Source organism: Entomomonas sp. E7T21, assembly GCF_058693955.1.
The window spans coordinates 327,290-341,234 of sequence record NZ_CP191672.1 but is presented as its reverse complement, the minus strand read 5'-3'; the positions used below and the strand labels follow the sequence as shown (position 1 = coordinate 341,234).

Here is a 13,945-nt window from a genome sequence, read left to right as displayed (position 1 = left end):
GTTGCCCTTTTAATCCTGAATAATACCTGAACAATAAAAATGAACTTTAAACTTTGCATTATAACCAATTTAAATCATTCATAATAGCAAATAACATTACACCTATCATTAAAAATACACCTATCTGTAATGCCGCACCCTGAATTTCTTCTGATATAGGACGGCCACGGATCCACTCAATAATATAAAATAAGAGATGCCCACCATCAAGCACAGGGATAGGTAATAAATTAAGAATACCTAAACTAACACTGAACAAAGCTAAAAACTTTATAAAATAGATAAACCCCGAATCAAAGCTAGAACCTGCTACCTTAACAATCCCAATAGGGCCACTCAAGTTTTTTACTGACATTTCACCAGTAAACATTTTTTTAATAGACTCTAATGTTAAAAAGGTAAAAGCCCATGTTTGATCTAAAGATTTCACCATCCCATCAATAACACCATAATTAACGTGGCGCACCATTGAGTCAGGCCAAGTAATTTTACCCATTATTTCTATTCCCATATAACCAGCATCTGGCATATTAGGCATAGTTGTTAATGATACTTGTGCGGAATAATCCTGTCCATTACGTTCATAACCTATAACAACACGTTTATTTGGAAATTTTTTTATCTGTTCAGCTAATATTTGCCAATCTGTTATAGGCTCATTATTGAAACTTTTAATCAAGTCTCCTTTCTGTAAACCTGCCTGCTCTGCAGGGCCAGCTTTTACAACAGAGGCTAACATAGGTTCAATTACTGGTCGATAAGGTTCTATCCCTATTCCCTCTAAAGGGTTAGGTTTTTCTAAACCTCGTAGCCAATTATTAATGGCCAATTGATAAGTTCTTTCCTGCAAAGAAGAATCTTTAACTGTAATACTAATATTGCCAGACTCTCCTAAACGTTTAAAAAGCTGTATATTAATATCTTCCCATGTTGCAGTTGCTTTATTATCAACTGCAATTATTTCACTCATAGGCGTTAAACCAGCAGTAGCAGCTATACTTTCGGGAAAAACCTTACCCACTGTAGGTATAGGTACTTTTGCTCCAATTAATGCTAACACCCAAAATAACAGAAAAGCTAAGATAAAGTTAGCTAACGGACCGGCTGCCACTATAGCTATACGTTGACCAACCGATTTACGGTTAAACGTATAAGATAACTTCTCTGGAGGGATTTCTTGCTCTGTCTCTCGCTCATCTAGCATTTTCACATAGCCACCAAGCGGAATCATAGCAATAACATATTCTGTACCACGTCGATCACGCCAGCGTATTAGCGGCTTACCAAAACCAATAGAAAAACGTATTACTTCTACTCCACAGCGGCGGGCAACCCAAAAATGGCCGAATTCATGAATAGTGACTAATACGCCTAGGGCAATTAAGGCTCCTAATAACATTGACATCTAAAATGATTTTTCCTATTTTTATAACTCTTTCAAGTATTCATTTGCATAAAAACGAGCTTGATAATCTTCTTTACCAATAATCTCTAATGAATCTGCTACCACAACAGATTGCTTATTAAGTACATGATCCACTACTTGCACAATTTCTGTAAATTTTATCCGCTCTTGTAAAAATGCTGCAACGGCTATTTCATTTGCTGCATTTAAAATAGCAGGCGCTGTCCCTTGTGCGGTTATCGCTTGTTTAGCCAAACGCAAACAAGGAAAACGTTGTTCATCAGGCTCATAAAAATCTAACTGTGCTATCTTAAATAAATCTAATGGCGCAACTCCTGACTCAATTCGCTCAGGCCATGCTAAAGCTTGTGCAATGGGGGTACGCATATCTGGATTACCTAATTCTGCTAATACACTACCATCCAGATAATCTACCATAGAATGAATCACACTCTGCGGATGAATAACAACCTCTACTTGCTCTGGTTGAGCATTAAATAACCAACAGGCTTCAATAAATTCTAAACCTTTATTCATCATAGTGGCAGAATCAACAGAGATTTTTTTCCCCATTGACCAGTTCGGGTGATTACAAGCTTGTACTGGTGTTACACTTTCTAACTGCTCTATTGGTGTATTACGAAATGGTCCACCTGATGCAGTTAGTAAAATTCGCCTTACTCCAACTGTTGCCAAATCTCCCTTAAAAGAAAGGGGCATACATTGAAAAATAGCATTATGTTCGCTATCAATAGGCAATAAGGTAACATTATGCTCTTTAACTGCCTGCATAAATAAAGCACCAGACATTACTAAGGCTTCTTTATTTGCTAGTAGTATTTTTTTACCTGCCTTAACACCTGCTAAAGTAGGTAATAATCCAGCCGCTCCTATAATTGCTGCCATTACAGCATCTACTTCAGGGTGGCTTGCTATATCACATAATGCTTGCTGACCATATAATACTTCTGTACGAATCCCCTGTTCTATTAATCTTTGTTGTAAGCTTTTTCTATCTAATTCATCAGCCACTACAGCAAAAGCTGGCTGGAATTGTATACATAATTTTTCTAATTCATTTATTCTACTATGCGCTGTTAAAGCAAATGCTTGGTAACGGTCAGGATGTCTAGCAATAACATCTAAGGTGCTTTTACCTATAGAACCTGTCGCACCTAAAACACAAATATGTTGCATGATTAACTACCAAGCACCCAAAGTAATAGTACAGCTACAGGCACAGCAGCAGTCAAACTATCTATTCGGTCTAATACGCCACCATGTCCAGGTAGTAGATTACTACTATCTTTTAACCCAGCTTCACGCTTAAACATACTTTCTGTTAAATCACCTAATACAGAGAAAATGACTAAAATAATTAAACAGACAAGGCTTAACAATAATTTTCCTTGAATAAAATCAGTACTAATGTAAATAAATAATCCAATAATTAAAGCGGCTGCTAAACCACCCCAAAAACCTTGCCAGCTTTTACCAGGGCTAACTTTAGGTGCTAATTTATCTTTACCCCAAGTTCTGCCAGCAAAATAAGCACCAATATCTGCAGCCCAAACAAAGATCATCACACTAAAAATAATCCAATTACCATACTCACCAGATTGCTTTAATAAAATAAGTCCTTGCCATGCTGGCACTAAAATTAATAACCCAATCAAATATTTATAACTATTATTCTTCCAATAATTAGTTGTTTCAGGAAAACCAATTACCAATAACCAAGCGAAACTCCACCAAACAACACCTAACAATACAATAAATCTTGACCATGAAGGCATATTCCAGAGTAATACTAACAAGACCACACAAATAGCGGCATAACCAATACGACTACCAGATTCTTCTAAGCCAACTAATCGAGCCCACTCCCAAGCACCTAAGGTAACCACAATGCCTATAAAAATAGCAAAGGAACCACCTTCTAAGTAAAAGAATCCCCATAGTGCAATGGGAATAAGCACTAAGGCTGTTAATACTCGTTGTTTTAACACAGGTTATTCTCCTTGCTCTATCTGCTCACTAGTCTTGCCAAAACGACGTTGTCTAGCAGAGTAATCAGCTAGTGCAGCTTGCATTGCTTCATGTTTAAAATCTGGCCATAACACATCTGAAAAATAAAGCTCTGTGTAAGCCAATTGCCATAATAAGAAATTACTAACTCTACGTTCACCACCTGTACGGATACAAAGATCTGGTGAGGAAAAAGGAGATGTTACTAGTTTACTTTCAATTAAATCTGTTGTGATATTATCAACTTGTATTTCATTAGCTAGTACTTGTGATGCTATCTTCTGAGTGGCCTGTAAAATATCCCACTGTCCACCGTAATTAGCAGCTATTTGCAAAATAAGACCTTGATTATTGGCTGTTAACATTTCTGCTTCATGCATAGCCTGTTGTAACTCTTCACTAAAGGCCGAACGATCACCAATAATTTTTAACTGTACATTGTGTTGATTAAGTTTTTTGACTTCTTGTTTTAAAGCCCATAAAAACAATCGCATTAAAGCTTGTACTTCAGTAATAGGCCGTTGCCAATTTTCACTGGAAAAAGCAAATAAAGTTAATACCTTAACATTAGCCTCTGCGCAAACTTCAACCGCTGCACGCACAGCAGCAACACCTGCTTTATGACCAGCGGCATGAGGTAATAATCGTTTTTTTGCCCAGCGATTATTACCATCCATTATAATTGCTACATGCCTAGGGACAGATGTAGCTTGAGACTGTTTAGGCATTTTCATTAAAACTAGATTAAACAGCCATTAAATCTGTTTCTTTTTGCTCTAATGCTTTATCCACATCAGCTACAAATTTATCAGTTAGTTTTTGGATTTCGTCTTGTGCACGACGCTCATCATCTTCACTGATTTCTTTTTCTTTTAACAAATCTTTTAATTGAGTAATCGCATCACGACGAATATTACGAATCGCCACCCGTGCATTTTCAGCCTCACCACGTGCTTGTTTAGTATAACCTTTACGGGTTTCTTCCGTTAAAGGTGGCATAGGAACACGAATCACTGTGCCTGCTGAAGCAGGATTTAATCCTAAATCAGACGTCATAATGGCTTTTTCTACAGCCTGTGTCATACTCTTATCAAATACACTAATAGCTAATGTCCGAGCATCTTCCACATTAATATTAGCCACCTGATTTAATGGTGTATCAGCACCATAATAAGAAACCATTACACTATCTAAAATACTAGGATGAGCACGTCCAGTACGAATTTTAGCAAAAGCATGGCCTAATGACTCTACTGTTTTTTGCATGCGTGTTTGTGTGTCTTTTTTGATCTCATTGATCATGCTTTTTTTCCTCAATCAATGTACCTTCGCCGCCACCAACTACAATATTTAGTAACGCTCCAGGTTTATTCATATTAAATACACGAAGTGGCATCTGATGATCCTGACATAAACAAATAGCTGTCAAGTCCATCACCCCAAGCTTACGCTCTAATACTTCATCATAAGTTAAATGGTCAAATTTCTTAGCATCTGGATCTTTAAAAGGATCCGCAGTATAAACACCATCAACCTTAGTAGCTTTTAGTACTACATCAGCATCTATTTCAATAGCTCTTAAACAAGCTGCGGAGTCTGTAGTAAAGAAAGGATTACCTGTACCTGCCGAGAAAATAACTACCTCACCAGATTTTAAATGGCGCATTGCCTTACGACGGTCATAATGATCTGTTACTCCCACCATAGAAATAGCAGACATCACTAATGCTGGAATATTAGAACGTTCTAATGCATCACGCATAGCTAGCGCATTCATCACAGTGGCTAACATCCCCATATGGTCGCCGGTAACTCGATCCATACCTGCTGCTGATAAAGCAGCCCCACGGAACAAATTACCACCACCAATCACCAATCCTACTTGAACCCCAATACCTACTAACTGCCCTACTTCAAGTGCCATTCGATCAAGAACTTTAGGATCAATCCCAAAATCTTCAGACCCCATTAAAGCTTCACCACTAAGCTTCAATAAAATACGTTTATATCGTGGCTGTCTTAATCCCACTTGCTGAGCCATTTTGAATCTCCTGCAGGTAATTTCTAAGCGGCTATATTATTGCGAGCAATATTTGGGGCGTCATTATTCCCAATTGTTGCCTTTTGTTCAAGTTTAATATTGTATTATGGTTTGACAAAAAATAGAAAATAAAAAAGGCTATTCGCCAAAACGAATAGCCTTTTTTTATAAACAAGAAGCTTTTATTGCTTAGTTGCAGCTACTTGAGCAGCTACTTCAGCAGCAAAATCTACTTCCGCTTTTTCGATACCTTCACCTACACCAAAGCGTACGAAAGAAATAATTTCTGCACCATGTTTCTTAGCGTGATCACCTACTTTAACACTATCATCTTTAACAAAAGATTGACCTACCAAGCTTGCTTCGCCTAAGAACTTCTGAATGCGTCCAGCAACCATTTTTTCAACTACTTCAGCTGGTTTACCTTCAATTTTTTCTTTGTTTAGTGCTAAGAATACTTCTTTCTCTTTTGCAACTAGCTCTTCAGAAATATCTGCTGGATTTAATACCGCAGGGTTACTAGCTGTAACATGCATAGCAATATCTTTTGCTAATTCTGCATCACCACCACCTTGTAAAGCAACAAGTGCTGCAATACGGCTATTACTGTGAACATAAGCACCTACAACATCACCTTCAGCCACAGCGATGCGGCGAATAGTAATATTTTCACCAATTTTTTGTACTAATGCTTGTCTAGCCGTTTCTTGAGCTTCTGCTAATTTAGCAACATCAGTAATTTTACCAGCAAAGGCTTTTTCTAATGTATCAGCAACAAACGCCTTGAAATTATCATCACGTGCAACGAAGTCAGTTTCAGAGTTGACTTCAACCATCACGCCATATTTACCATCATCAGCTACTTTAGCCGCAACCACACCATCTGCTGCTACACGACCTGCTGCTTTAGCAGATTTTACAGCACCTGATTTACGTAACTCATCAATTGCTTTTTCAATATCGCCATTTGCTGCTACTAAAGCTTTTTTACATTCCATCATGCCAAGCCCTGTACGCTCACGCAATTCTTTTACTAATGCTGCAGTAATTTCTGCCATGTTTATATCCTCTTAATTTAGCCTGTATTTAATAAACAGTTAGCTATAAAGTGAGAAAAGGGGGCAAAGCCCCCTTAATTTTTTTCAATTAAAGAAAGGCAATAACTATTAACCTTCAGCAGTCTCTTCAGCTGCTTCTTCAATAAATTCTTCAGCTACAGCGCCAGCGCCTTGTTTAGCTTTTAATACTACATCAGCAGCAGTACCTAAATATAACTGAATAGCACGGATAGCATCATCATTACCAGGGATAACATAATCAACGCCATCTGGATCACTGTTAGTATCCACTACACCAATTACTGGAATACCTAGCTTATTAGCTTCAGCGATAGCAATTTTTTCATGGTCAACGTCGATTACAAATAATACGTCTGGTAAACCACCCATGTCTTTAATACCACCAAGACTACGCTCTAATTTCTCTAAATCACGAGAACGCATTAACGCTTCTTTCTTAGTTAATTTATCAAAAGTACCATCTTGAGATTGAGATTCTAACTCACGTAAACGTTTGATAGATTGACGAATAGTTTTGTAATTCGTCAACATGCCACCTAACCAACGGTGATCAACATATGGCATTTTGCAACGTTTAGCTTGTTCTGCAACGATTCTGCTAGCTGAACGCTTAGTACCTACGAACAATACTTTGTTTTTACCTGTTACAGCTTTTTCTAAAAAAGCGATAGCTTGGTTAAACATAGGTAAAGTTTTTTCTAGGTTAACGATATGGATTCTATTACGAGCACCAAAAATGTATTTGCCCATTTTTGGATTCCAGTAACGAGTTTGGTGTCCAAAATGTACACCAGCTTGTAGCATATCACGCATTGATACTTGAGACATTATATTCCTCTATACGGGTTAAGCCTCCATATATCCCAATATTCAACCTGATTAAAGGCACCCAGAACACTGTGTCGATATATGTGTGGTTTGTTTAAAAAATAGCCATAAGGCCGAGTTAAGGGCGCAATTTATACCATATTTTTTATAAAAAGACTAGCACTTTAATGGCTAGTCGCGACTATTTGCGACTAGCCATTAAACCAATTGTGTTAAGTAGTTGTAAATTAGTGACTAGCTAACCACTGATCAATAACGGCTTGATATTCACCAGTAGCTTTGGCTAAGTGTAACCATTGGTCAACGTATTGCTTCCAAATGATATCACCCTTTGGCAACATATAAGCTTTTTCACCATACTGCATAGGCATACTAGGATCAATAGCACATAAATCTGGATGACGTTTTTGTTGATAGAGTGCTTCTGAACTATCAGTAATCATTACCTCATACTTTTTATCCACCAGCTGCTGAAAAATAGCCATATTATCGTCAGATAAAGTTAAATTTGCTTTAGGTAAATATTTGTGTACAAATGCTTCATTAGTGCCGCCTTTTGGTTCAATCAAAGTAACATGGGGCTGATTAATCTGCTCGATGGTTTTATATTTATCTTTATTTTCACAACGTACTAGGGGAATTTTACCGTCAATATCTATAGTATTAGAAAAGAATGCTATTTTTTGTCGATCTAAAATAACCGAAATTCCTCCCATGGCTATATCACATTCACCTTTTAAAAAGTCAGGAGTTAAGGTTTTCCATGTGGTTTTTACCCATTTTACCTCAACCCCTAAGCTTTTCGCTAAGGATTTAGCCATAGCAATATCAATACCTTCAAAAGAACCATCATTATTTACAAAGGTATAAGGCTTATAATCGCCTGTGGTACAAACCGCCAATACCTTCTTTTGCATAACACTATCTAAACGAGACTCTGCAAATACAACTCCAGTGAAGAAGACTAACGTTATAGCAAGCAGTTTTTTCATAGTATGACATCCTTATTTTTACATACAAAGGGATAAAAAGTCAGCTCACTATAAAACAAGTCGTTTATTAATAATCTTGTGCTATATCACAAGCTATTTATTTTATTAGAAAACCTATAGTTTACGGCCTATTTTGAGACTGTAAACTATAGGTTATTAGACTAAGCCTTTTTGCTTTTCTTAGGGGCTGCTGCTTTACTTTTTACTAATAGCGGTTTTAAGAATTTACCCGTCCATGAGTGGGGTATTTCAATTAGCTCCTCAGGTGTACCAGTAGCAATAATCTCACCCCCCTTCGAACCACCCTCAGGACCTAAATCCACCAACCAATCAGCGGTCTTAATGACATCAAGGTTATGCTCAATCACCACCACCGTATTACCATGATCGCGTAAACGATGTAACACCACTAATAACTGCTGAATATCAGCAAAATGTAACCCTGTAGTAGGCTCATCTAAGATATACAAGGTCTTACCTGTATCCCGTTTAGACAACTCGCGCGCTAGTTTAACCCTTTGCGCCTCACCACCTGAAAGAGTAGTAGCACTTTGCCCCAACTTAATATAAGACAACCCTACATCCATTAATGTCTGCAATTTACGGGATAATGCAGGTACTGCCTCAAAAAACGTAGCAGCGTCTTCGATAGTCATTTCCAACACTTCGTGAATGGTTTTGCCCTTGTACTTAATATCTAAGGTTTCACGGTTATAACGTTTACCTTTGCACACATCACAAGGTACATAGACATCTGGTAAAAAATGCATTTCTACTTTAATAACGCCATCACCTTGGCAGGCCTCACAGCGGCCACCTTTGACATTAAACGAGAAACGCCCAACATTATAACCACGTGCTCTTGATTCAGGTACCGCCGCAAATAATTCACGAATAGGGGTAAAAATTCCTGTATAAGTAGCTGGATTAGAACGGGGAGTACGACCAATAGGACTTTGGTCAATATCCACTACTTTATCTAATTGATCTAAGCCTTTAATAGATTCATAAGCGGCCACCTCTAAGGTAGTAGCATTATTTAAGGTAGTTGCTGCTAATGGATACAAGGTATCATTAATTAAGGTAGACTTACCTGAACCAGAAACGCCCGTTACACAAGTAAATAATCCTAATGGTATTCTTAAAGTCACTTCATTAAGGTTATTACCCTTAGCCCCCTTTAAAACTAACTCTTTCTTTTTATTATAGGCTGTGCGTTTTTTAGGCACTTCTATTTTTAATTTACCTGATAGGTATTTCCCTGTTAATGAATCAGGGTTTGCCATGACCTCTTTAGGTGAACCTTTAGCTACAATTTGCCCACCGTGCACTCCAGCACCAGGACCAATATCCACCACATAGTCAGCTAGACGAATAGCATCCTCATCATGCTCTACCACAATAACTGTATTACCTAAATCCCGTAAATGAGTTAAGGTTTTTAGTAACCGATCATTATCTCGTTGATGTAGCCCAATAGAGGGTTCATCCAGAATATACATAACACCAACCAGTCCAGCACCTATTTGACTAGCTAAACGAATACGCTGCGCCTCACCACCCGATAAGGTTTCAGCACTACGTTCTAAAGTTAAATAATCTAACCCTACATTAACCAGAAACTCTAAACGTAAGCTAATTTCTTTAAGAATTTTTTCAGCAATTGCACCTTTCGTTCCCGTTAAAGTTAATCCTGAAAAATAACTATGAGAATCCCCCACAGGTAACGCTACCACTTCAGGTAAAGTTTTCTTACCTACCCATACACAACGTGCTTCTGGACGCAATCTAGCTCCACTACAACTAGGACAAGCTTGGGTACTTAATAGTTTTGCCAAGTCCTCGCGTACACTTTGCGATTCAGTTTCACGATAACGTCGTTCTAAATTAGGTAATACCCCCTCAAAAGGATGCTTACGCTTAACTACGTCACCACGATCATTTAAATAATTAAAACTAATCTGCTCATTACCACTGCCATTAAGCACGAAACTTCGCTGTTTCTCCGTCAACTCTTTAAAAGGCACATCTAAACTAAATTTATAATGGCTTGCTAACGAGTTTAACATTTGGAAAGTATAGGCGTTACGGCGATCCCAACCACGGATAGCCCCCTCACCTAAAGTTAAATCTTCATTAACAATACGTCTAGCATCAAAAAACTGCTTAACACCTAAACCATCACAAGTAGGACAAGCGCCAGCAGGGTTATTAAAAGAAAATAATTTAGGTTCTAATTCACTGATCGAGAAACCACAAATAGGACAAGCAAATTTAGCAGAAAATAAAATCTCTTCTATTTCCTCACCATCCATAGGCGCAATAATAGCTGTATCTTCCGCTAACTTAAGGGCTGTTTCAAAGGACTCAGCCAAACGCTGTTGGATATCTGGCTTAACTCTAAAACGATCAATCACCACATCTATACTGTGTTTTTTCTGCTTATCTAATTTAGGCAGCTCATCTAACTCATATAGTCGACCATCTACTCTAGCTCTTACAAAACCCTGCGCCCGCATTTCTTCAAAAACAACTAAATGCTCACCTTTACGTTCTTTAATAATAGGTGCCAATAACATTAGCTTAGCCCCCTCAGGTAAAGCTAATACTTGGTCAACCATCTGGCTAACAGTTTGTGCCTCTAATGGCGTATCATGATCTGGGCAATGAGGTGTACCTACACGAGCATACAATAACCGTAAGTAGTCATAAATCTCTGTAATAGTTCCCACTGTAGAACGTGGGTTATGCGAAGTAGATTTCTGCTCAATTGAAATAGCTGGCGATAAACCTTCAATAGCATCCACATCTGGCTTTTCCATCATCGATAAGAACTGTCGTGCATAAGCCGATAGTGACTCCACATAACGCCTTTGTCCCTCTGCATACAACGTATCAAAAGCCAATGAGGACTTACCAGAACCAGAAAGCCCTGTAATCACAATTAACTTATCACGAGGTAAGGTTAAATCTATATTTTTAAGATTATGGGTACGTGCACCACGGACTAATATACTTTCCAAAACAGCCTCATTAGAGAAGAGAAATTTTTCGAACTGACTACTATAACACCTGCTTAAAACTAAACCAATTAGCTTTATTGTTAGGTTAAATTTATAAGATAGATAGTAAATAAGACAAGGTTATTTTTTTAAGTTTAAAGTCTTAAACAAAAAAATACCCAGCAAAATGCTGGGTAAAAACCGTGATTAGCCTGATGAGGAGACAAACCAAACAATCTCAAACAGCAGATCGGATACTTTGACTTGCCAGTTGGTCTTGCGATCAACTTAGGTACATATTAATGATAATAATTATCATTTGCAAGAAAAATATTAATATTTATTTTTATCACGTCTTAAATATTGATTAATATACTCTATTAGCTTCTCTATACTCTCTCTATTTTGTGTTTCTACTAAACAGCTTGTCGCCTTCTCTTCAGCGGTCAATGGTTCACGCCATTCTAATTGCTGCTTAACTACTTCAAATGTAGCATCTGAGGGATCATTATTTTCTTGTTCTCGCTTAGCTAAGTTCTTTTCAATTATCTCTAACGGTGCATCACACTCTACAATAAAGAAAGGTACTCCTACTTCTTCTGCTACTTGCTTAGCTTTTACACGTTCCTCATGTTTTAAATAAGCAGCATCTAAAATCACAACATAACCTGCTCGTAAACTATTTTTAGCCAGTTGATATAAATGCTCATAGGTTTTAACTGTTGCTTCTGGACTATAGAGTTGCTCTTTTGGTGTATCAGCACCTAATAAACGTTTACGTTCTACATCACTACGTAATCTTATAGCGCCAAATTGCTCAACTATCTTAGTAGAAATATAACTTTTTCCTACTGCAGAAACACCACAAGTAACTAATAAACAACGGGTAGGAATTAATGTATAACTTTCAGCAAGGTTTGCGTAGTTATAATATTGACTTAATATAGCTTCTCTTACACTTCGTTCAGTCACATGACCCAAACTAAATAAAGCCACTTTAGCACGGACCATAGCCCTATAAGCTTTATAGAATTTCATTATCTCTAGTGATTGGTAATCACCTGTTTCTTCTAGGTAAGTATTTAATAAACGGTTAGCCAATGAATATAATTTTCTATCCTCTAAATCCATTACCACAAAGCCTATATCTGCCGTAACATCTGTCAGTCTAAAAGGCTCATTGAATTCAATACAGTCAAATATCACCACTTGATCATCTAAAATAGCTGCATTATTTAAATGTACATCACCATGACACTCTCTTATAAAACCATTAGCTTTACGTTCAGCCAATAAAGGTTTTAATCTTTCATAGCTACTTTCAGCCCAAGCCTCTAAAGCATCTAACTGAATAAAACCTGCCTTGTCTTCAGGTAACATAGCCCGTATTTGCTCAAAATTTTGCCTAACTGGCGCCATGACTCCTTCAGGCGAACCTAACTCATGAGCTGGAGCTACTTTAGGGGTTGCCAGATGAAATTTTGCAAGTTGCTTAGCTAACTGGTCAATATGTTGCTCTGTTAACTCTCCCCGTGCTTGCAATTGACTTAATAATTGATCTTGAGGGAATTGACGCATTTTTAATACATACTCTATTACTTCACCTTGTCCAGCAATTTGAGGATTATCTTCTGTACCTGTAACAGGCAATACTTCTAAGTAAATATCCTTAGTAAGACGTTGATTTAAACGCAACTCTTCTTCACAAAAATGTTTACGATCAACTAACTGAGTATAGTCTAAGAAGCCAAAATCAACGGCCTTTTTAATTTTATAAGCATAAGGCCCTGTTAATATTACCCATGAAACATGGGTTTCTATCACTGTAAACTGTTCTACAGGATGATCATATAATGAAGGGTTTTGAAGATTCTTAACTAATTCAGCAGTCATAGGTTTTCCCTTTTAATTTTTTTATCAGTTGCATTATAGATGGCTAATAAAGCTATAAAATAAAAAATCCCTAATTACCTAGGGATTTTTTTATTAAACATTGATCACAAGTTATTGTTTTTGATAAGTGAAGGTATGACCGCTACCTTCTAAAATAAGTTGTGGTCCTTTTAACTTAACAGTGGCGCCTGTTTTAAACATATCGCCTAAAGCTGTTTCCATTGCTGCTTCTTTTTCACGGAAACACGCCATACGGGTAGAGGCTAAACCATCACTGGTTAATTTACCTTGATTTAATACTGCTTGCCCAATAAAAGTGTTACAAAGGACACCATGTACTTTTACCTTACCTTCTACACCTGGCTCAAAACCAATAGTCATTGGTCTTTCAGAGGCTTGTACAACCTCACTATCAAAGTTTACTAAGTTATATTTTCCATATAACTCTGCGACAGTAAGACTTGTAGACTTTGTTGTTTGACAACCAACCATTAATGCAGCAACTGCTACAACCATCAATATTTTTTTCATCATTACCCCTTGCTATTTTTTCTAAGAAACAATTAAACCGCAGTTGTTTCTCTATATCAACCCATAAAATGACTTAATTACTCATATTATTTTAGTATGAGTATTTTTATAGTTACTACTGTAAATTCTGTGAATAGTACAGTAAA

At 37.3% G+C, this 13,945-nt stretch carries 12 protein-coding genes; all 12 read right to left on the bottom strand.

All coding sequences use genetic code 11. The annotated features are described in order from the left end of the window. Window positions 1-58 precede the first annotated feature (58 nt). The 12 genes from rseP to ACQVD9_RS01580 all read right to left on the bottom strand — a co-directional run bounded on the left by rseP (window position 59) and on the right by ACQVD9_RS01580 (window position 13,799). Window positions 59-1,405 (bottom strand): RIP metalloprotease RseP, encoded by a 1,347-nt coding sequence (gene rseP / locus ACQVD9_RS01635; protein ID WP_264747169.1) that lies wholly within the window; start codon window positions 1,403-1,405, stop codon window positions 59-61. 21 nt (window positions 1,406-1,426) lie between these two features. Beyond that, window positions 1,427-2,602, bottom strand: a complete 1,176-nt coding sequence (gene ispC, locus ACQVD9_RS01630; protein ID WP_264747168.1) for a 1-deoxy-D-xylulose-5-phosphate reductoisomerase — start codon at window positions 2,600-2,602, stop codon at window positions 1,427-1,429. Window positions 2,603-2,604: 2 nt separating this feature from the next. After that, on the bottom strand, window positions 2,605-3,414 hold the full coding sequence (locus tag ACQVD9_RS01625; RefSeq protein WP_264747167.1) for a phosphatidate cytidylyltransferase: 810 nt from the start codon (window positions 3,412-3,414) through the stop codon (window positions 2,605-2,607). A gap of 3 nt (window positions 3,415-3,417) precedes the next feature. After that, complete coding sequence (gene uppS / locus ACQVD9_RS01620) at window positions 3,418-4,167, bottom strand: undecaprenyl pyrophosphate synthase (protein ID WP_264747166.1); 750 nt, start codon at window positions 4,165-4,167, stop codon at window positions 3,418-3,420. A 10-nt stretch (window positions 4,168-4,177) separates the two neighbouring features. After that, complete coding sequence (frr, locus tag ACQVD9_RS01615) at window positions 4,178-4,735, bottom strand: ribosome recycling factor (RefSeq protein ID WP_201092392.1); 558 nt, start codon at window positions 4,733-4,735, stop codon at window positions 4,178-4,180. Beyond that, on the bottom strand, window positions 4,725-5,474 hold the full coding sequence (gene pyrH, locus ACQVD9_RS01610) for a UMP kinase (RefSeq protein WP_264747165.1): 750 nt from the start codon (window positions 5,472-5,474) through the stop codon (window positions 4,725-4,727). The genes frr and pyrH overlap by 11 nt, the downstream gene beginning before the upstream one ends. A gap of 182 nt (window positions 5,475-5,656) precedes the next feature. Beyond that, window positions 5,657-6,532 carry a translation elongation factor Ts gene (gene tsf / locus ACQVD9_RS01605; protein ID WP_264747164.1) on the bottom strand — a complete coding sequence of 292 codons (876 nt, stop codon included), beginning with the start codon at window positions 6,530-6,532 and terminating at the stop codon, window positions 5,657-5,659. A gap of 108 nt (window positions 6,533-6,640) precedes the next feature. Then, entirely contained in the window at window positions 6,641-7,381 is a 741-nt protein-coding gene (rpsB, locus tag ACQVD9_RS01600; RefSeq protein WP_264747163.1) for a 30S ribosomal protein S2, read from the bottom strand. Window positions 7,382-7,608: 227 nt separating this feature from the next. Then, the gene (locus tag ACQVD9_RS01595) at window positions 7,609-8,373 is read right to left on the bottom strand and encodes a transporter substrate-binding domain-containing protein (protein WP_264747162.1); all 765 of its coding nucleotides are present in this window, start codon (window positions 8,371-8,373) and stop codon (window positions 7,609-7,611) included. Window positions 8,374-8,534: 161 nt separating this feature from the next. Further along, complete coding sequence (gene uvrA, locus ACQVD9_RS01590) at window positions 8,535-11,396, bottom strand: excinuclease ABC subunit UvrA (protein ID WP_264747161.1); 2,862 nt, start codon at window positions 11,394-11,396, stop codon at window positions 8,535-8,537. A 312-nt stretch (window positions 11,397-11,708) separates the two neighbouring features. Next, window positions 11,709-13,268 (bottom strand): bifunctional aminoglycoside phosphotransferase/ATP-binding protein, encoded by a 1,560-nt coding sequence (locus tag ACQVD9_RS01585; protein ID WP_264747160.1) that lies wholly within the window; start codon window positions 13,266-13,268, stop codon window positions 11,709-11,711. Window positions 13,269-13,379: 111 nt separating this feature from the next. Beyond that, the gene (locus tag ACQVD9_RS01580; protein WP_264747159.1) at window positions 13,380-13,799 is read right to left on the bottom strand and encodes an META domain-containing protein; all 420 of its coding nucleotides are present in this window, start codon (window positions 13,797-13,799) and stop codon (window positions 13,380-13,382) included. Window positions 13,800-13,945 lie beyond the last annotated feature (146 nt).